The 20080-nt window shown below is 71.2% G+C and carries 17 protein-coding genes; 6 read left to right on the top strand and 11 right to left on the bottom strand.

The features are described from left to right. Positions 1–185: 185 nt before the first annotated feature. The 11 genes from V2J52_RS14375 to V2J52_RS14325 all read right to left on the bottom strand — a co-directional run bounded on the left by V2J52_RS14375 (position 186) and on the right by V2J52_RS14325 (position 13127). On the bottom strand, positions 186–1223 hold the full coding sequence (locus V2J52_RS14375; RefSeq protein ID WP_331228415.1) for a CNNM domain-containing protein: 1038 nt from the start codon (positions 1221–1223) through the stop codon (positions 186–188). Further along, entirely contained in the window at positions 1220–2641 is a 1422-nt protein-coding gene (locus tag V2J52_RS14370; protein WP_331228543.1) for a hemolysin family protein, read from the bottom strand. Before V2J52_RS14370 ends, V2J52_RS14375 begins: the two co-directional genes overlap by 4 nt. A gap of 276 nt (positions 2642–2917) precedes the next feature. Continuing rightward, positions 2918–3628, bottom strand: a complete 711-nt coding sequence (locus V2J52_RS14365) for a spermidine synthase (protein ID WP_331228414.1) — start codon at positions 3626–3628, stop codon at positions 2918–2920. 218 nt (positions 3629–3846) lie between these two features. Further along, positions 3847–5331 carry a tagaturonate epimerase family protein gene (locus V2J52_RS14360; protein ID WP_331228413.1) on the bottom strand — a complete coding sequence of 495 codons (1485 nt, stop codon included), beginning with the start codon at positions 5329–5331 and terminating at the stop codon, positions 3847–3849. Then, entirely contained in the window at positions 5328–6134 is an 807-nt protein-coding gene (locus V2J52_RS14355; RefSeq protein WP_331228412.1) for a 6-phosphogluconolactonase, read from the bottom strand. Before V2J52_RS14355 ends, V2J52_RS14360 begins: the two co-directional genes overlap by 4 nt. Beyond that, the gene (locus tag V2J52_RS14350; RefSeq protein WP_331228411.1) at positions 6134–7318 is read right to left on the bottom strand and encodes an N-acetylglucosamine-6-phosphate deacetylase; all 1185 of its coding nucleotides are present in this window, start codon (positions 7316–7318) and stop codon (positions 6134–6136) included. Before V2J52_RS14350 ends, V2J52_RS14355 begins: the two co-directional genes overlap by 1 nt. Positions 7319–7742: 424 nt before the next feature. Beyond that, entirely contained in the window at positions 7743–8750 is a 1008-nt protein-coding gene (locus V2J52_RS14345; protein ID WP_331228410.1) for a LacI family DNA-binding transcriptional regulator, read from the bottom strand. A 93-nt stretch (positions 8751–8843) separates the two neighbouring features. Beyond that, complete coding sequence (locus V2J52_RS14340) at positions 8844–9944, bottom strand: Gfo/Idh/MocA family protein (protein WP_331228408.1); 1101 nt, start codon at positions 9942–9944, stop codon at positions 8844–8846. Next, positions 9941–10732 carry a sugar phosphate isomerase/epimerase family protein gene (locus V2J52_RS14335; protein WP_331228407.1) on the bottom strand — a complete coding sequence of 264 codons (792 nt, stop codon included), beginning with the start codon at positions 10730–10732 and terminating at the stop codon, positions 9941–9943. Before V2J52_RS14335 ends, V2J52_RS14340 begins: the two co-directional genes overlap by 4 nt. Beyond that, entirely contained in the window at positions 10729–11790 is a 1062-nt protein-coding gene (locus V2J52_RS14330) for a GDSL-type esterase/lipase family protein (RefSeq protein ID WP_331228406.1), read from the bottom strand. The genes V2J52_RS14335 and V2J52_RS14330 overlap by 4 nt, the downstream gene beginning before the upstream one ends. Next, the gene (locus V2J52_RS14325) at positions 11787–13127 is read right to left on the bottom strand and encodes a Gfo/Idh/MocA family protein (protein WP_331228405.1); all 1341 of its coding nucleotides are present in this window, start codon (positions 13125–13127) and stop codon (positions 11787–11789) included. Before V2J52_RS14325 ends, V2J52_RS14330 begins: the two co-directional genes overlap by 4 nt. Before the next feature lie 240 nt (positions 13128–13367). On the opposite strand from V2J52_RS14325, the gene V2J52_RS14320 reads away from it, so the two are divergent. The 6 genes from V2J52_RS14320 to V2J52_RS14295 all read left to right on the top strand — a co-directional run bounded on the left by V2J52_RS14320 (position 13368) and on the right by V2J52_RS14295 (position 20073). Next, positions 13368–15131, top strand: coding sequence for an alpha/beta hydrolase family protein (locus V2J52_RS14320; RefSeq protein ID WP_331228404.1), 1764 nt, complete (start codon positions 13368–13370; stop codon positions 15129–15131). Positions 15132–15329: 198 nt separating this feature from the next. Beyond that, on the top strand, positions 15330–16064 hold the full coding sequence (locus tag V2J52_RS14315) for a FadR/GntR family transcriptional regulator (RefSeq protein ID WP_331228403.1): 735 nt from the start codon (positions 15330–15332) through the stop codon (positions 16062–16064). Between the two features lie 50 nt (positions 16065–16114). After that, positions 16115–17380 (top strand): ABC transporter substrate-binding protein, encoded by a 1266-nt coding sequence (locus V2J52_RS14310; protein ID WP_331228402.1) that lies wholly within the window; start codon positions 16115–16117, stop codon positions 17378–17380. After that, on the top strand, positions 17381–18325 hold the full coding sequence (locus V2J52_RS14305; protein WP_331228401.1) for a carbohydrate ABC transporter permease: 945 nt from the start codon (positions 17381–17383) through the stop codon (positions 18323–18325). 6 nt (positions 18326–18331) lie between these two features. After that, complete coding sequence (locus V2J52_RS14300; protein WP_331228400.1) at positions 18332–19144, top strand: carbohydrate ABC transporter permease; 813 nt, start codon at positions 18332–18334, stop codon at positions 19142–19144. An 8-nt stretch (positions 19145–19152) separates the two neighbouring features. Then, on the top strand, positions 19153–20073 hold the full coding sequence (locus V2J52_RS14295; protein WP_331228399.1) for a DUF4432 family protein: 921 nt from the start codon (positions 19153–19155) through the stop codon (positions 20071–20073). Positions 20074–20080: the final 7 nt, after the last annotated feature.

Below are 20080 nucleotides of genomic sequence, written 5' to 3'. Positions count from 1 at the left end.
CTGTCGGTGACGGGGATGGGGCCGGGCGCGTGGACAAGTCTGCTGTCGGTGACGGGGGGCTGGGGAGCGGCGTGGACAAGTCTGCTGTCGGTGACGGGGGGACGGGGGGACGGGGGGACGGGGGGACGGGGGCTGGGGAGCGGCGTGGACAAGTCTGCTGTCGGTGACTGGAGGACTGCCGCAACTCACCCCGCGCTGGCGCCTTGCGCCTCGGCGGTGGTGCGGGGGAAGAGTCGGGCGAGGACGTCGGCGATGGTCGCCACCGCCACGCTCTGCTCACCGGTGCGGACGATGGCCAGGTGGTTGGACGTCTCGCGCATCCGGGCCAGTGCGGTGTGCAGCAGCAGGTCCGGCGCCAGCTCGAAGACCGGCTGGGTGACGCCGGCGATCGGCTCGTCGTCGGCCATCATCAGCGTGTCCCGCACGTGCACCACGCCCCGGGGCGCCGCGCCGTCCGGCTCCTGGACGAGGATCCGCAGGTGCCCGCTGCGGTGGCTGGCGTCGCGCACCGCGCTCGCCGTCGCGTCGGCCGGCACCATGACGGGTGGCGGATTGTCGGCGACGAGGTCCGCCACGGTGAGCCGGCGCAGGTCCAGCGCGCCGGCGAGCCGGTCGGAGTAGGCAATGTCGAGCGCGCCGACGCTGGTCGAGTGCGCCACGAGGTGCCGCAGGTCCTCCGGGTTCTGGCCCGTGGCCACCTGCTCCGCCGGGGTCACCCCCACCTTGCGCAGGCACCAGTTCGCGGCATTGTTGAGCGCAACGAGCAGCGGCCGGACCGTGACCATGAAGGCCCGCATCGGCAGCGCGAGCATGGTGGCGGACTTCTCCGGGTGGGCGATCGCCCACGACTTCGGTGCCATCTCGCCGACGACGAGGTGCAGGAAGGTCACGATGACCAGCGCGAGGACGAACCCGACGACGTCGGCCGCCCACAGCGGCGCCCCGAGGTCGCTCACCACCGGGGTGATCCAGTGGTGCACGGCGGGCTTGGTGATCGCGCCCAGCGCGAGGGTGCAGACGGTGATGCCGAGCTGTGAGCCGGCGAGCAGCAGGGTGAGCTCGGTGGAGCTGCGCAGCGCGGCGCGGGCCGACCGGCTGGTGGCCGCGGCGTCCTCGAGGCGGTGCCGCTTGGCGGCGAGCAGCGCGAACTCGATGGCGACGAAGAAGGCGCTGAGGCCGATGATCGCGACGGTGATGGCGGCGATGACCCAGGGGTTGCTCATCGGCCCGCCTCCTTGTCGCCAGCCGAGTCAACCGAGTCAGCCGCGTCCGGCGAGCCGGCGCCCGGTGCCCCGGCGTCAGCGAGGGCGGCGCGCAGCAGCGCCGGGACGTGGCGCTCAATCTCCAGCACGGTGAGGCGCAGCTCCCTGTCGGGTGGTGGGTCGGCCAGCGCGAGGTCGGCGAGGTCGGGCGGCAGTGCGATGGTGACCTCGTCGCCGACGTCGGGCAGCGAGCCGTGCACCTCGATCGCGAGGCCGGCGAGCGTCTCGTAGTCGCCGCGGGGCAGGTCGTGGTCGATGGCGCGCTCCACCTCGTCGATGTGGACGTCACCCGCGATGGTCCAGCTGCCGTCGTCCTCGGCGGTGAGGCCGGGCGGCTCGTGGGCGTCGTGCTCGTCGGTGATCTCCCCGACGAGCTCCTCGGCGAGGTCCTCGAGGGTGAGGATGCCGGTGAAGGTGCCGTGCTCGTCGACGATGCACGCCATGACGTTGCGGCTGGCCGACAGCTCGCTCAGCGCGTCGGGCAGCGTCATCGCGGTGGGCAGCACGAGCACCGGCCGCTGCAGGTCAGCGGCGGTGGTGACGTCGGTGACGGTCGCGCCCAGCAGGTCGGTCATGTGGATGACGCCGACGACGTCGTCGTCCTCGTCGAGCACCGGGTAGCGGGAGTGGCCGGTCGCCATCAGCTCGCGCACCCGGGTGAGCGGCAGGTCGGTGCGGACGACGTCGACGCGGGCCCGCGGGATCATCGCGTGCTCCACGTCCTGGCGCGGGAAGTCGAGCACCCGGTCGAGCAGCACGGAGAGGTCGGCGGGCAGGTCACCGCTGAGGCGGGACTCCGCGACGATGTGCTCCAGGTCGCGGGCGGTCGCCGAGTACTCGACGTCGTGGACCGGCTCGATGCGCAGCAGCCGCAGCAGGGCGTTGGACGCGGCGTCGAAGACCTTGATGAGCCAGCCGAACAGCGCGAGGTAGATATTGGTGGAGCGGGCCAGCCACAGCGCGACCGGCTCCGGCCGGGCGATCGCGAGGTTCTTCGGGAACAGCTCACCGAAGAGCATCTGCACGAACGTGGAGAACACCAGCGCGAGCACCGTCCCGACGGCGATGCCCACGCCGGTCGGGATGCCGACACCGCCGAGGGCCTCGCCGAGGGCCTGGCCGATGAGCGGCTCGGCGACGTAGCCGACGAGCAGCCCGGTGACGGTGATGCCGAGCTGCGCCCCGGAGAGCATGAAGGACGTGCGCCGGGTGACCTTCAGCGCCTGTGCGGCGGTGGGGTCACCGCCGTCGGCGCGGGCGGTCAGCCGGGAGCGGTCGACCGCCATGTAGGAGAACTCTTGGGCCACGAAGTAGCCCGTCACCGCGGTGATGAGGAGGACGACGACGACGCCGAGAAGCAGGGAGAGCACCCAGATCAACGGACGCACCTCCGGTGGGTGGCGTCGACAATCTGGGTGCTCGGTCTATGGGACTCGTCCATGGCCCTTTCCGGGTCGTGTCGTGGCGTTGGCGCTCCGTGCGTGCCGGCGTCGGCCGGCGGAGGTACACCGCTCAACGCGACAGCGTACTGGCGGGTTCCCGGCGCGGTCCCGGGAGTGGCGCGAGTCACAACCGCGTTGCCCGCCCCGTCGTGAACCGGGTACTCCGGTGACGATGACGGAGCCCCGGCGGCAACGCTGGGCGCTGCTGGCGGGTCAGCGGGTCAGGTAGATCGTGTTCGCCGAGGAGGCGCCGGAGTAGAAGTTGGGGAAGCTCACTTCCACCGCACGCACCTGGGTGAACACCGCCCGGGCCAGCGCGCAGAAGTCCTCGTCGGGCGGGTCGTTCGACCACAGCGCGAAGACGCCGCCGGGGAGCAGGTGCCGCGCCAGCTCCCGCAGGCCAGCCTCGGTGTAGAAGCGGCCGTGGGCCTCGTTCAGGACGTGGCGGGGTGAGTGGTCGATGTCCAGCAGAATGGCGTGGAAGCGGCGCCCGGGCTGGTTCGCGTCGAAGCCCTCCGCTGACGCGGACCTGGCGAAGAAGTCGCCGACCACCAGCTCGGCACGCGGGTCCTCGGTCAGCTCTGCGGCGCCCGGGAGGAGCCCGCGTCGCTGCCAGTCGATGACGTCCTCCAGGAGGTCGACGACGGTCAGCGATCGCACCCGGTCGTCGGCCAGGGCGGTTCGCGCGGTGTACCCCAGCCCCAGGCCGCCGACGACGACGTCGATGGCCGGTTCGTCGAGCTCGGCCAGCGCCAGCCGAGCCAGCTCTTCCTCAGCCACGGTGAACAGGCTGGACATGAGGAACTCGTCGCCCAGCTTGACCTCGTAGACCTCGACACCGAGCGTCGGCTCCACCCGGCGGCGCAGGCTGAGCTCGCCGATCGCGGTCGACCGCCACGCGAGCTCCTCGAATCGGGGCCTCACCGTCGGTACGTCCGCGCCGCGAGGGCGTCCGCGGTGACTGTCGTGCGTACTGCCACGTTCGATCCTCCAGCTGTCAGGTCGGAGGGCAACCCGCCCTGCGCGGCGACTCTACCCTCGGCGCCGGCAGTCCCGTCGCCAACGCTTAGGTGAAGGGTTGTGGCCCGCAGGCGACCAGAAACCCACACCCAAAGCGAGAGGGTGCGTCGGTGCCCCGGCCGTCAGCCCGTCACCGCGAACGGGGCCACGTGCCGGCCGAGGTGGTCGGCGAGCACGGTGGCGTACAGCTCGGTGTTGACGGTGAGCACCTCACGCAGCGCGGCGTCGAAGTACCGCTGCCCGGCGCCGTCGACGGCGGTGAGCACGTCGCCGTAGCCGACGTGGAGCATCTGGCGGCTGTCGAAGGCGGTCACCAGCTCGGGCAGGTCGGCGTCCGGGACGCTGGCCGGGTCGGGCGTGCGGTCGACGTCGGCCGAGACCTGGTAGCTCGCCCGGGCCTTGCGGTAGGACTCACGGCTGACGCCGTAGATCTCCCGCAGCAGGTCCGGCGCCTGGCGGGCGGCCACCTCGAGCGCGCTGAGATAGCTGGTGCCGGACGTCTTCAGGTGGATCCGGCCCTTGGTGGCCTCGACGGCGGCCGGGTAGATGCTGAACTTGTCCGAGCCGGAGTGCAGCGAGATCTTGTACCCGCCGAACTGTTCGGCGACCGCGGTGTGGCCGCGGAGGTTGGCGGCGAGCGCCTCGACCTGGCCGAGGTACTCCACGCCCTTCTCGAAGCCGTCGGCGTACCGGGGCGCGAGGCTGACCCATCGCACGCCCAGCCGCTCGAGCTCGGCCGCGACGTAGTAGTGCTCGACGGCGCTGGTGACAAGGTCGGTCTCGTCGATCGCGACCTCGATCTCGACGTCGTGCCGGGCGTGGTCGCGCAGGTGGCGGCTCAGCCGCACGGTCTCGGCGATCGCCGCGCCGTACTTCACCGCCGCCCGCAGCAGGTCGTGCTCGGTGGCGGTGACGGTCTCGCCGTCGACGTCGACCTGATGGCCGCCGTAGCGTCGCACCAGCGAGGCTGCGTCGGCCTCGAGGTCGGACCACGGCACCAGCGAGGTGACGTCGCCCGTCACCTGGTCCGGGTCGACGACGTGGTCGCCCGGGTCGAGGGTGAACGTGGTGAAGCCGGCGGCCAGTCCGCGGTCGATGCCCTCGGTGGTCTTGATGTGGTCGGCGTCGGCGCCGACGCCCCCGCTCCAGCCGGCCTCGACGCAGCCGAAGGTGGCGTCGTCGAGCACCTGCTGCGCGGTGCGGCCGAGGCGGTCCATCTCGCGGATCGACTGCTGCGCGAACACCGGGGTGACGCCGTGCCCGTGCTCCTGGAACGCCCGGGCGTGGCCGGGGGTGGCCAGGCCCAGCCGGTCGCCGGTGCCGATGGAGCGACCGGTGCCCAGCGGGCGGGGCCGGAGATTGTCGACGGCGGTGCGCAGCGCGGCCGCGTTGGCGGCGGAGAGCGGGCCGCGCAGCTGGTAGCCGCCCGCTGGTGCGCCGTCGCGTCCCGCAGCGCCGCCGTCGGCCGCAACACTGCTGCCGGCCGGTCCACCGTCGCCCTCGAAGGCGTCGAGGCGGGTGGTGTCCTCGGCGGTCACCACGAGGGTGCGCCGGCCGTGGGCGTCACGCTCGATGGTGGCGGTGAGCGCGTCGGTGCGCAGCGTCATGACGTGCTCGCCGGCGTCATGGATGCCGCGCGGGTGTCCGCGGCCGGGGCGAGCAGCGCGGCGGAGTCGGCGTCGAGGAAGAGCCATGCGTGCGGCTGGCGGCGCAGGATCGAGGCCGGCACGTCCGGGGTGATCGGCCCCTCGAGGGCGGCCCTGACGATGGCGGCCTTGCGAGTCTCGGGGGCGTTGACGATGACGGTCCCGGGACGCAGCAGCGCCGGGATGGTCAGCGACAGCGCGTGCGTGGGTGCGTCGGCCAGCGACGGGAAGTGGCCCTCGCCCACCTGCTGCTGGCGGGAGGCCTCGTCCATCTCGACGAGCCGGACGAGGTCGGACGTCCCGAAGTCGGCCGGCGGGTCGTTGAACGCGAGGTGGCCGTTCTCGCCGATGCCCATGACGCAGATGGCTGGGTCGAGGTCCTGGAGGAGCCGGGTGTAGCGGGCGACCTCCTCCTCGGCGGGCTCGTGATCGCCCCGCACCCCCTCGAACGCCCTGAGCTGGACCTTCTCAGCGACGTTCTCGCGCATCCAGCGGCGGAAGCTTGCCGAGTGGTCGGCGGACATGCCGAGGTACTCGTCCATGTGCAGCACCGTGATCCGCGACCAGTCGATGTCGTCGCGAGCGGTGGCCAGCTCGACGAAGGCCAGCTGGGAGTTACCGGTCGCGAGGATGACCGCGATCTCGTCCTGCGTCGCCAGCGCCTCGTTCACGGCGGCGGCGAAGAGCTCGGCCGCGGCGGTGGCGGACTCCGCGGCGGTCGGCAGAACACTGACCTCGAGGTCGCCGTAGTGGGTGGTGGTCATCAGACTGTTCCTTCCATCGGTGCGGTGGTCTGCCAAGCACCCCGCAGCGCCACGGCGCGCGGGACGAGATCGTGGTCGAGCAGGGTGAGGTCGGCCCAGTAGCCGGGGACGAGGCGCCCGACGTCGGTGAGCCGGGCGGCGCGAGCCGGGACCGCCGTCACCATCGCGACCGCCGCCGGCAGGCTGATGCCCAGCGACTCCTTCGCGATGGGCAGCATCTGGCCCAGCAGCGTGGTGCTGCCGCCGAACGCGTCGCGCTCGCGGGTCATCCCGACGCCGTCGACGACGTCGTAGCTCACGTCCGCCAGCTGGTACCGGCTGCCGTCGGGGAGCCCGGCCCCCGGCGTCGCGTCGGAGACGAGGCAGAGCCGGTCGCCGGCGCCGCGGTGGGCGAGGCGCATGAGCAGCGGCGGCAGGTGCTTGCCGTCGGCGATCATCTCCACGGTGAGGGTGTCCGAGGCGAGCGTCGCCTCGAGCATCCCCGGCACCCGCCAGGGGCCGCGGCGCACCGTGGTGGACTGGCCGGAGAACACGTGGATGACGTGGCTGAGGCCGGCGGCCTCGCAGCGCGCGAGGTCCTCGGCGGTGCCGTCGCTGTGACCGGCGGCGGCGACGATCCCGGCCGCGACGAGCCGCTCGGTGAGCACGACCGAGCCGTCGAGCTCCGGGGCGAAGCTGACCATGGCGACGTCGCCCGCCCGCTCGAGGATGCGGTCGGCCGAGCCGTCGCTGGGCACGCGGAGGGCGTTGATGTCCTGGGCGCCGCGCTGCGCGGGGGAGAAGTACGGTCCCTCGAGGTGGGCGCCGGGGAGCCACGGGCCTGCCGAGCCGCCGAGGCCGGCGAGCGTGTCGAGCGCCGCTTCCAGCGACTCGATCGACGCGCTCGCCAGGGTCGGCAGCGCGGTGGTCACGCCCGCGGCCAGCAGCGCCGAGCCGATCGCGGCGAATGCCTCCGGGGTGGCCTCGTGGTATCCGTGCCCGGCCGCACCGTGCACGTGGATGTCGATGAAGCCGGGGGTCAGATAGCCGGGGCCGAGGTCGGTGGTGGCGATGCCCGCCGGGAGCTGCTCGCGCGGGACGACCGAGTCGATCCGGCCGCCGCTGACGACGACGGCGTGATTCTCGAGGACGGCGTCGTCGGTGACGAGGCGCGGGCCGACGTAGGCGTGCTGGTCGTGGCACATTCCACTGTGTCCCCTCGTCGCTGATGCCGGCGCCACCCCGCGCCGTCGGGCAATGCAGCACACCATAGCAACGTGCTGGGACATGTCGCAACGTTGCCGTTGATCTTGCAAGACCGTAAAGGACATGCGAATCAACGATTGGTGAGTGGCGTGACGGTCTGGAAAGCGACCGGACGCCGGGAGTGCCGCACGTTCTTGCTGCATCGTGCAGCATATCCGGAGCCCTACTTTGCGACGAGGAGTCGGCGCTTGACGGCGACGTTGGGCTGCTCGCGCTGGGCCCTGACGACGACGACGTCGAGTCGATCGACGCGCAGTGAACCGTGGCCCGTCACCTCAGTCGGCTCCGCGGGGACCGGTCGCGACCGTCACCTTCCCGCGCCCCGGCCCGCGGCGACGAGGCCCTCGCCCAAACCCGGGGGTGTCAGTCGCGCGAGGGTGCCGGCGCCGTCGAGCCGCGCACGAGCAGCCGGGTCTCGACCTGCGCCGACCGCTGCAGCGGAGCGAGCGCCTCGCCCTGGAGGTGGGCGTCGATGAGGTCGAGGAGGAGGTCGACGGCCTGGACACCGGCCTGCGCCCCGGGGACGTGCACGGTGGTGAGGGTCGGGTAGGCCATCCCGGACATCGGGCTGTCGTCGATGCCGATGACGCTCAGCTGCGGTCCGACGTGGACGCCGCGCTCGGTCAGCCTGGCCATCACGCCCAGCGCGATGAGGTCGTCGTAGGCGATGACCGCGGTGGCGCGCGAGGCGTGGACGAGGTCGGCGGCGTGCGCGCCGGCCTGGATCTGCGGCTCGTACGGGCCGAACTCGATGAGCTCGATCTCGGAAGCGGCGCAGGCCTCGCGGACCGCGGCCTGGCGCTGGGTGTTGGACCAGGACCGCTTGGGGCCGTTGAGGTAGCTGATCGTGCGGTGGCCGAGCGCCGCGAGGTGCTCCACGGCTTCGAAGATGCCGACGGCGTTCTCGATGGTCACGTTGGACACTTGCGGGTGCTGCCGGTTGACGAGCACGAGTGGCAGCTTCTCGCTCAGCGTCGCCAGCGGCCCGTCGGCGCTGCGAGCGGAGGCGATGATGAGGCCGTCGATCCGGCCGGCCAGCGCCTCGGCACGGCGGATCTCGTCGGCAGCGTGCTCGTCGACGTCGGCGATGACCGCGATGCGGCCGAGGGCGCCGGCGCGGGCCTGGACCGCCTTGATGATCGGCGGGAAGAACGGGTTGGCGATGTCCGGGACGATGAGCCCGATCATGTCGGTGCGGGGCAGGGTGGAGGTGCGCGGTGCGTGCGTCGAGACGTACCCCATCTCGGCGGCGATCGTGCGGATCCGTTTGGCCGTCTCCACGTTCACCTTGTCGGGTGCCGAGAGTGCCCGGGACACCGTCGACGGCGAGATCCCCGCGGCGCGGGCGACGTCGGCCAGGGTGACATTCATGTTGTCCTCCAAATAGTGCTGCAACGATGCAAGGATACGGTGGCGTCCCGGTGGTGCTGCAACAAACGTGCAGCGCCCGGTCGATCCAGGGCGTCAGCCGAGCCGGATCCCGGTGTCCTCGTGCGGGTCCCACCTCGCGGGCAGCGGCGGGCTGATGGGGGCGGTCGAGGTGACCGCCACGGCACCGCCGTCGTCGATGGCTCGCAGCGTCGCCCACATCACCTCGACGACGTGGGCCATCAGCGCGCCGTCGGCCCGGGGCGTGCGGCCGGCGGCGATCGCCCGCGCCATCTCGACGACGCCGATGCCCCGCGTCGTCGTCGTCCCCTCGGTGGGGACCTGGACGGGCTCGTCGCCCCGGTTGGAGTGGATGACGACGTCGCCGGCGAACCGGTTGGGGTCGGGTGCCACGAGCGTGCCGAGCTCGCCGGTGAGGTCGAGCTGCGCGCGGCGCACCCCGGAGTCGAATGAGAAGGTTGCGGCGGCGTGGGCGCCGGACGCGAAGCGCAGCATCGCGCTGACCGTGGTGTCGACGAGCACCGGGAACTCCAGGCCGGCGCGCGGCCCGTCGCCGATCGTCCGGGTCTGCTGCGACGAGGCGCCCAGCGCGGTGACCTCGGTGACCGGCCCGAGCATCTGCACGAGCGCGGTGAGGTAGTAGGGGCCGAGGTCCATCAGCGGGCCGCCGCCGGGGGAGAAGAGGAACTCCGGCGCGGGGTGCCAGCGCTGCGGGCCGGCGGTCGCGAACGCCACCAGCGCGCTGCTCGGCCGGCCGATCAGCCCGTCGGCCACCGCCCGCAGCGCGGTCTGCAGGCCGGCGCCGAGGAAGGTGTCCGGCGCGCCGGCCACCCGCCGGCCGGCGGCACGGGCCGCGTCGAGCAGCGCCGTCGCCGACTCCGGGTCCAGCGCCAGCGGCTTCTCCACCCACAGGTGCTTGCCGGCGGCGAGCACCGCCTGCCCGGTGCTCACGTGGAACGCGGGCTGGGTGAGGTTGACGACGATCTCGGCGTCACCGGCCAGCAGCTCCTCGCCGGTGCCCCAGTGCGGCACGCCGTGCCGCTCGGCCTGCGCGCGGGCCCGCTCGACGTCGAGGTCCGCGACGAAGGTGACGTCGAGGTCCGGGAAGCTGGTGAGGTTGGTCAGGTACTCCTCGGAGATGGTGCCGGCGCCGAGGACGCCCACCCGGACGCTCACGGCCGCACCCCGCTGAGGTAGCGGTAGCTGTGGCGGACGGCGTCGAGGACGTCGCCCCGGTAGTCGTCGAGCTCGATGACCGGCCGGGCGTGCGCCGCGGTCCGTAGGATCTCCGGGATCGGCATGCGGCCCTCGCCGAGCGGCAGCTGGTCGCCGGCGGCCGCGGTCACCGGCCCGTCCTTCACGTGCAGCAGCGCGACCCGGCGCCCGAGGCGCTGCAGCAGCGCGACGGGCTCGAGCCCGCCGACCGCCGCCCAGTAGGTGTCGATCTCGAGGACGACGGCGGGGTCGAGGGCCGCCGCGAGCACCTCGATCGCGCTGTGCCCAGGATCGGTGTGCCACCGCGACTGCTCGAGCTCGAAGGCGTGGTTGTGGTACCCGACCTGCACGCCGCGGCCGGCGGCGATGGCGGCGACCTCGTTGAGCCGCTCGGCCAGCGCGGCCACGGCACCGGCGCTCTGCCAGGTCTCCCGCGGCACCGTCGGCTGGACCACCGTGGCGATGCCCAGCTCCGCGGCGGCGTCGAGGATCGCTCCGGCGTCGGGCCCGATCGTCAGCCGGCCGGGGGCGTCGTCGTCGGCCGGCTGGAGCAGCCGGGCGTGGGCGCTGGGGGCGGTGAGCCCGGCGCCGGCGAGGGCGCGCCGCATGCCGGCGACGTCGAAGTGGAACCGGTGCGGCTCCACCGCGGTGAGACCGATGGCGGCGAGCTCGCGCAGCGTCCCGGGCAGGTCGGCGGCGATGAGCTCGCGCAGCGTGTAGAGCTGGACGGACGTGGCGGGGGTGGTCATCTGCGGCTCCCGGCGGGGTCGTCGGCGGTCGGGCGGAGGCCGAAGGCGGCCGCCAGGCGCGGCGCGAGGCGCTCGGCCATCAGCCGGTAGCCGTCGGCGGTCGGGTGCAGCTGGTCGCTGCCGAGGTGCTGCGCGGCGTCGTTGGCGCCGAGGACCTCGCGACCGTCGAGGTAGGTGAGGCGCGGGTCGTCGATCGCCGCCGCGACCCGGCGGACGGTGTCGCGGACGGCGCCGAGGGTGAGGTCGGCCCGGTTGAGGGTGTCCTCGAGCAGCGGCGCGCAGATCGGTGACATCACGAGCACCGGGATGCCCGGGTGGGCGCGCAGCGTGCGGTCGAGGAAGCCGTGCAGCGCCGAGCCGAGCGAGCGCTCGTCGAACGATCCGCGGCCGTAGATGTTGATCCCCAGGCACAGCGAGAGGAAGTCGAGCGGCTGGTCGGCGATCGTGCGCTCGACGGCGTGGTCGAGGTGGCACTGCCCGCCCAGGCCCAGCCCGTACAGGTCGAGCCCGAGGCTGCGGGCGACCAGCGCCGGCCAGGTCTCCGTGGGGCCGCAAGCCTCCGCGCAGTGCGTGATCGAGCTGCCGTAGCTGAGCCAGCGAGGCCGCGCCGGCGGGGCCTCGGCGGTGGTGACGCCGCGGAGGGTGATCTCGCGCAGCCCGAAGACCTCGGTGTGCGGCAGCCACGCCTCGAGCCGTTTGGGTCCTGCCGGCAGCGCGACGACGTCGGCCACCTCGGCCAGGGCGCCGGGTCCCGGCTGCGGGACGGTCAGCCGGGAGTGGAGCACGCCGTCGACGACGACGTCGATCACGCCCGGCCGCGTCTCTCCGGTACCGGGGCCGAGCGCGCCGGCGACGGTGAGCGACGTCGCGTCGGTGACCACCTCGGCGCGCACGCCGGCGGGGGTACGGACCCGGTGGCTGAAGTGCTCGTTGTGCGCGGTGCTGGTCAGCGCCTGGCTGATCCGCCAGGGGCGCGTGACGCCGTCGTCCGCTTGCCACTCGGCGACGCCGTGCCAGGCCCAGCCGCGGGCGGACGGGTGCAGCGAGATGTCGGTCATGACGTCCGCAGCAGGTCCTGGACGTCGACCGGGCCGCCCTGCGCGATCGACCGCCAGATCGCCTCGCCGGCGGCGACCGCGACGGCGCCCTCGCGGGAGGAGGCGACCAGGCCGAGGCGGGTGGACTCCTCGGTGGGGCCGACGAAGACGTCGTGGCGCAGCAGCGGGTCGGCGCCCTCGTGGCCGCCGAGCACCTGCTCGATGCTCAGCACCTGCGGCTCCTCGAACAGCGGGCGCAGGATGAGCCGGTCGGTGCCGGGCAGCGGCTCGCCCTGCGGGGTGCGGCCGGTCTGCGTCTCGAGCTGGCCGTGGGTGCCGGTGATGATCAGCCGGTATCCCTCCCACGGTGCGGAGAAGTTGATCGAGTAGGAGACCGAGGCGCCGCCGTCGTAGCCGATGAGCGCGGCGTAGTGGTCCTCGATATCGATGGCGTCGTCGTAGAGGTAGTCGTCGCGGCCGGCGGGGTACTGGTGGTGGTAAGGCAGGTCGTAGAGCCCCGTCCGCGCCTGGCGGGCGTCGGGCGTCAGCGCCCCGGAGCCCTGCTGCGCGCGGAAGTAGGGGTCGAGCTCGCGCAGCTCGTCGCGCTGCGCCCACTGCCCGCCCGCCGTGCGCGGCCGGTGCGGGCTGTCGGCGCCGTAGAACGACCGGCCGCCCAGCGCGTGCACCTGGCGCGGCTCGGCGGCGAGCCACCAGCTGACGAGGTCGAGGTGGTGGGTGCTCTTGTGCACCGACAGCCCGCCGGAACGGGCGCGCTCGCGGTTCCACCGCAGGAAGTAGCTCGCGCCATGGCGGACGTCGACGAAGTAGTCGAGCGAGACGTGGACGATCCGGCCGATCGCGCCGTCGAGCAGCAGCTGCTTGATCTGGCGGTGACGCGCCGTGTAGCGCAGGTTGTGGGTGACGAGCACCGTCCCGGCGGACCGCCGCTCGGCGGCCAGCACCCGGGCGGCGCCGGCGGCGGTGGTGACCATCGGCTTCTCGGCGACGACGTCGAGGCCCCGTTCCAGCGCGGCGAGGATGTAGGTCTCGTGGGAGTTGTCCGGGGAGGCGACGATGACGCGCTCGGCGGCCGTCTCCTGCACCATGCGGTCGAAGTCGTCGGGGGAGTAGATGGCCACGGGCGGAGCGGTGTCGGGCACCAGGCGGGCGACGAAGTCCTCGGCGCGCTCGCGGTCCGGGTCCACGACGGCGACCAGCTCGCCGTGCGCGGAGAAGTCCTCGGTGTTGCTGCCGTAGCCGAGGACGGTGTCACGCCCGCCGGTGGTGCCGAGCAGCGGCAGCACGAAGCTGGCGATTCCGCGGTTCGACAGTCCACAGATGGCGTACTTCACGGCCATGTGACAACACTCTTCTCGTAGTCTCGAGGAGGACGTGGCGGCTACGGTACACGGATCTTCAGTACCGTGCATGCACGAACTGCAAAGTTTGCTGAATGTGCAGCGATGAATGGTGGATCAATGGGGCGCTCGCCGATCAGACCGAATCTCGACGGGTATCACGACCCGCGCCACGACCTTCGTGATGCCGTCGCGCGGCGCACGACGGCGCTCTCCGCGGATAACCGAGAGCGCCGGCGGATGGACGCGGGCGGGCTCGAGGAGCTGCAGCGGGAGGTGCGGGCGGCGGTGCTCGACGGCATCGGCGGCCCGCTGCCTGGTGCCGACGGGCCGGTGGTCGCTTCGCATCGCGGCGCCGCCGAGCTGCCGCCGGGCACCCCGTACCGGGTGGAGCGGCTGACGGTCACCGTCCGGCCCGGGGTGCCGGTACCGGCGAACCTCTACCTGCCGGCCTCGCCGGTGCCCGAGGGTGGCCGGCCCGCCGTGCTGTTCCTCGCCGGTCACAGCGACCTCGCCAAGGCTGAGCCGGACTACCAGCGGGCCTGCGGGGCGTTCGCCGCGCGCGGCTACGTGGTGCTGAGCTTCGACCCGGTCGGTCAGGGGGAGCGCCACGGCTACCTCGACGACGACGGGGCACCGCTGGTCGCGCCGGGCACCACCGAGCACACCTACGCCGGGCTCGCGTGCTGGTGGGCGGGGCTGTCCCCGGCGCGCTACTTCGTCGACGACGCCTGCCGGGCGCTGGACTACCTGCTGCAGCGCGACGACGTCGACCCCGCGCGGGTGGTGGCGACCGGGTCGAGCGGCGGCGGCATGCTCACCACGCTGCTGATGGCCCTCGATCCCCGGCTCGCGGGCGCGGCGCCGGCCACCTACGTCACCTCCCGGGAGGCGTACCTGCCCACCGGCGGCCGGCAGGACGCCGAGCAGATCCTGCTCGGCGGCACCCAGGCCGGGGTCGACCATGACGCGCTGCTGATGACGATGGCGCCGCGCGGGGTGTGCGTGCTCGCCGCGCAGTCGGACTTCTTCCCGATCGAGGGGACGCTGGCGACTGTCGAGCGAGCTAAGGAGGCGTGGGCGGTGCTGGGGGTGCCCCGCAATTTTGAGCTGGTGCAGCAGGATTGCGCGCACCGGTACCACCCGGCGCTCGCGGACCGCGCGGTGGTGTTCTTCGACCGGCTGCTCGGGCATGAATCGGCGGTGTCGCTGGCGGCGGCGGAGGTTCCGGTGCTGCCGGCGGGTGAGCTGCAGTGCACTGGCTCGGGTCAGGTGGCTCAGGAGCCGGGTGGGTCACGCTTCATCCATGACCGGCTGCGCGAGGAGGTGGAGCCGGTCCCGTCGGTTGCTGTTGAGGATGCTCGGCGGTGGCTGCGCGAGCAGGTCTACGCCGGGAGAACTCCGGCGGCGGCGCACGTGCGTTACCTGCCGGCTGACGGGGCGGTGCATGCGCTGTGGCAGAGCGACCCGGGCCTGTGGGGCGCGGGCATCCTGCTCGGTGGGCAGCGGCCGCCGGTGGAGCGGATCCTGCTGCTCGACGGAGGGTCGGCGGACCTGACGGATGACGATTGGTTGGCGGACGGGACGACGCTGGTGCTGGATGTCCGGGGCCGCGGTGTGCTCGCGCCGCACGAGCGCGACGGCCGGCGCCCGGAGGATCAGGCGAGCACCGTCTACAAGATCCTCAGCGACCTGCTCTGGCTCGGCGACAGCCTTGCCGCCGGGCAGGTGTTCGACGTCATCCGCGCCATCGAGCTCTTCGCCCCGGACGGGGTGGCGCTGGCCGGCGTGGGGTACGGGGCATATCTCGCGCGGCTTGCGGCGTTCATTGACCCGCGGGTGCGGTCGCTGGCGGTCAGTGACGAGTACGTCGACCCGGACCGCTCCTGGCGCGAGCGCCTCTACGACGAGGGCCGGGGCGCTTGGCACGGCATCATCCCCGGCCTCGTGCGGCGTGCGCCATGGCCGGTGATCGTCGCCGCGACTCACGAGCTGCGGCATTGAGATCCGGAACGACATCGAGCCCTCCCCGGCGTCGCTGACGGCTGAAATGTCAGTAGGTAGTTTCCCTTCGCGCCGACCGCTGGATTGCCCGCAAAGCTCTCCGGTGCCAGTTGAATGGTCCGCGAGCTGCTCGGGAGCACTGCCCCCTGGGGCCCAGGGAGGTAGCGTCGGAAGGTGAGCAACTGATATGATCACTTTATGGTGACAACGACGTCGAGTGAGGGCGCGCATGTGGTGAGGACGAGCTTGAGCTCCGACCTCGTGTCCGCGGTGGTGCGGATGATGACTGACCTGAACCTGAGCCCGGGGGAGCGGCTCGACTCCCAACGGAACCTCGCCGACCACTTCGGCGTTGCCGTCCCCACGATGCGTGAGGCGCTGCGTCAGCTCGAGGGCATGGGGGTGCTGACCTTCCGGCACGGCTCGGGCATCTATGTGGGGACGAACTTCAACCGCAGCGTCGTGCCCAACGCTGTGGCGCCGGCGGCGGACGTGCACCGGCTCGTGGAGCTGGTGCAGGCGCGGGCGATCCTCGAGCCGAGCGTCGCCGCTCGCGCGGCGCAGATGCGTGACCCCGAGGGGCTCGCACGGCTGGAGGGGTTGATCGAGGAGGCCGCGGACTCCCTTGAGCTCGACGACGGCAGGCTCTCGGCGATCAACGTCGACATCCACCGTGCCATCGCCTCGGCGACGGGCAACCGAATCGTCGAGGACGTCCTCGATTCCTTGCTGCTCCTGCACGCCGAGGATCAGCGGCGGATCCTCGTGCTCCACGGCGACCCCCACGCCGACCTGGCGGAGCACAGGGAGCTCGTCCGACTCATCGTGGCCGGGGAAGTCGAGGAAGTCACCGAGCTGATGCGCCGCCACCTGCTCGACGTTGCCACGGAGATTGCCAACAGCGCCGGCAGCGGGGGTGGCAGCAACAACTAACAGCTCTCCCCACGAGGCAAGTCAACTTCCGCTATTCAAAGGAGAATGGAATGAAGCGTCGAAAGATCATCGTGACCTTCGCGGTCGGTAGCCTGATGCTGGCTGCGTGCGCCCAGGGGTCACAGACAGCCGGGGGCGATGCGGACGCAGTCACGTTCATCGGTGACGAGGCCGCGATCCTGCCGCAGCTCGAAGCTGCCAACGAGGTGATCGGGGCCGAGACCGACCTGACGTTCGAGCCCCGTACGGTCCAGTCGACCGAGAACTACCAGCAGGTCATCAGGTCCTCGCTGTCGAGTGACAGCACTACCGACCTGGTCAAATGGTGGAACGGCTACCGGGTGCAGGAGCTCGCGCGAAGCGGCGGCCTGGCGGACCTCACAGACGTCTGGGAGGAAGCTGTCGGTAACGGGTGGGTCAATGACGACACGCGGGACAGCTTCTCCTACGAGGGCAGCGTCTATGCCATTCCGTTCGACAAGGCGTACTGGACCGTCTACTACAACAAGAGCGTATTCGACGACCTCGGCCTGAGTGTGCCCGCCGACTGGGACGAGTTCGTCTCCAACGCCGAGGCGATCGCCGATGCGGACATCACACCCTTCTTTGCGACTATCGAGCCCGGCTGGACCGCATTCATCTGGTTCGAGGAGCTCGTCAGCAAGATCGACCCGGACTTCTATGTCGACCTCACCGAGGGCGACGCGAGCTACACCGACGATGTGGCCCAGCAGGCCATGGAGATCTGGTCCGACTTCTACCAGCGTGGCTTCTTCACGCCCGCGGACACCCCCTGGGACAACGAGGTGCCGATGCTCGAGTCGGGATCGGTCGCAATGACGGTCGCCGGCTCGTGGCGCAACGGCTCGTTCGCGGATGCCGGCCTCACGTCGGACGACTACGGTTCGTTCGTGCTCCCGACCGTCGAGGCAGGCACGGAACAGACCGTCATCGCCGAGAGCGGGATCATCGCCGCCGCAGAGCAGGGCGCGAACCTCGAGGGTGCGAAGCAGTGGCTCACACAGCTGCTGAACCCCGATGCTCAGGCTGAGCTGATTGCCGAGTCGAAGGGGCTGAGCGCCAACCCTGAGGTCGTCTCGGACGACGAGGTGCTCAACAGCGTCCGCGAAGAGGTCCTGGCGGGCGAGATGCGTGAGCTCACCCGGTACTGGGAGGCGAGCCCGCCGGCGCTGATCGAGGGGAACGTGCAGGACATGGCGGCGTTCATGGCCGACCCGAGCCCGGACAACATCAGTTCGACCCTCGAGGCCATGCAATCGCGCGCCGATGCCGAATGGGCAAACTGGGAGGACTAGATGACCGCGCTACATCCCCACGATGGCGGTAGCGAGACCGCCACGGCCACCGTGGGCACGAGTCCCGCCCCGAAGAGGAGGCGAAGGCTCTCGGGGCGGGCCTCGGCCGGGCTGTTCCTCCTCCCCGCGACGGCGTTCGTCGGCATCCTCCTGCTGCTGCCGTTCGTCCTGACCACTGTCCAGAGCTTCACCAGGGACGACGGTCTGCGGACGCCGGTGTTTATCGGCTTCGACAACTACATCGCGCTGCTGGGCGATGCGGCTGTCCAGCAGTCCCTGTTCAACACGCTGCTGTGGACCTTCGGCGCGATCATCCTGCCGGCGTCCATCGGCCTGGGGATCGCCGTCCTGACGAACGCGATGCGGATGGGCAAGCTGTTCCAGCTCGCGTTCATCCTGCCGTACGCGCTCTCGGGCGTGGCGACCGGAACGATCTGGAAGTTCATGCTCAGCACGGAAGGGCCGGCGAACCAGCTGCTCGACTTCCTGGGCATGGAGAGCATCACCCGGGGTTGGCTGCTGAACTGGCCCGACAACACGATCGCGATGATCCTCGTCTACGCCTGGCAGACGTCCGGCGTGGCCGTCATCCTCTTCCTCGTCGGACTGCAGTCGGTCCCGACGGAGACGGTCGAGGCGGCCCGCCTGGACGGCGCCTCCGGCGCGACCCTGTTCTGGCGGATCGTGTTCCCCCAGCTGCGCTCGGTCACCGTCGTCGTCATCGGGATGTCGCTCGCCAACGGACTGCGGGTGTTCGACCTCATCTGGGTCCTCACGGGCGGGGGGCCCGGTCAGATCTCGGAGACGCTCGCCGTCACGATGTATCGCAGAACCTTTGTCCTGGGTCAGTACGGAGTCGGCGCTGCGGTCGCCGTCATGCTGACGATCATCGTCGTGCTGAGCTCGTGGCTCTACCTGCGCACGCAGATGCCGAAGAGAGATTGATACCCCATGCTTCGCAAATCGATCACTTACACGCTGCTCACGCTGGTCTCGGTCATCTGGCTCGTCCCTGTCTACCTGCTCGTCGTCAACGCCATGACGCCGGTGTCGTCTTACGAGGGCCAGGCCACCTGGTGGCCACAAGGGCTTGGGCTCATCGAGAACCTCACCGTTGCCTGGGAACAGGCAAGCCTGGGCACGGGGCTGCTCAACAGCCTGCTCTATGCGACCGCGGCTGGGTTCGTGGCCGTAATTCTCGCGGCACTTGCTGCTTTCGCGGCGGTCGTCATGCCGTCCAAGCGGCCCACGATGTGGTTCTGGATCATCTACAGCGGGACACTCCTGCCGCTGCAGATCTTCCTGCCGCCGCTGTTCCGCTCGTACAACGAGCTGAGGATCTACGACACGCAGATGGGCCTGCTGCTCATCTACACCGCGATCTGCATCCCGTTCGCCTACTTCCTGCTGCGGAACTACCTCACCACCGTGGCTCGTGAGCTGGGTGAGGCGGCCCAGCTCGACGGCGCGAGCTGGCCGCGGGTCTTCTTTCAGATCCATCTGCCGATCATTCGTTCGTCGCTCGTGGCGGCTTTCATCTTCCAGTTCACCTGGGTGTGGAACGACCTGCTCTTCGGCCTGACACTGTCGACGAGCCCGGAGATCAGGCCGGTCATGGCTGCCCTGGCGCAGCTGACCGGTGGCCTGTACAACGTCGGGCCGCCGGTGGCGCTGGCTGCCGCGCTCGTGGTGTCGATACCGACCGTCGTGCTGTTCCTCAGCTCCACGCGGTTCTTCGCCTCCAGCCTGCGGCCGATCGAATGAGCGGCCAGATGCTGACCCTGGTCGGTGACGGCGCCACCGCGGTGCTCGACCCAGCGTGCGGCGCGGACATCCTCAGCTTCGTCGACCACACCACGGGCATCGACGTGCTCTTCGAGACTCCGTGGCGAGAGCGCGCCGACGCCGTGCACGCGGGGCAACGTCCCCTGGCCTTCGACACCAAGAGCAGGTGGCTCGAGCAGTACCGAGGGGGCTGGCAGACGCTGTGCCCGCACGCCGGTGAGGCGGCTACCGTCCACGGCGCCGTCGCGGGCTATCACGGCGAGGCGTCGCTGGTGCCGTGGACGGTCGGCGAGGCCGGGACCGATCACGCGACGCTGACGGTCGACCTCTTCAGCGTTCCGGTGACCATCTGGCGGCACATCCGGCTGACCGGCCGGACGCTGACGGTGGAGGACCACCTCACGAACCAGAGCCCCGCGGACCTGCACCTCACCTATGTGCAGCATCCGGCGCTCAGTGCCCAGTTGCTGACGGGGGACTGCCGTATCGACACCGGTGCTCGCACCTTCGTCCCGAACCTCGCCGAGGACTTCGCGGAGCAGGGCTTCACCTGGCCGTGGGTCACGACGGCCGACGGCCAGACGTGGGACCTGCGCCGGGTCCCAGGGCCATCTGAGCAGCGAGCCGTCTTCGGTTGGCTCGAGGACTTCGAGAGCCACTGGTTCAGCGTGGCTAACAGCGACGTCGGCCTGGGGGTCCGGGGCGAGTGGGACGGGGACCACCTTCCCAATGCGTGGTTCTGGCAGGAGCTCAACGCCTCGGCGGAGTTCCCGTGGTTCGAACGTGCACGGACATTGGCGCTGGAGCCGTCGACAAGCCCCACACGCAGTGACGTCCCCGGGGGACTAGCCCTCGAGGGTGGCGAGACGACAACGATCACGATGTCGCTCGCGATCGAGAGTTTGTAGTGGATGA

The sequence above is a fragment of the Georgenia sunbinii genome (assembly GCF_036421875.1).
Lineage (GTDB): Bacteria > Actinomycetota > Actinomycetes > Actinomycetales > Actinomycetaceae > Georgenia_B > Georgenia_B sunbinii.
This window is presented reverse-complemented; position numbering and strand designations above follow the sequence as displayed.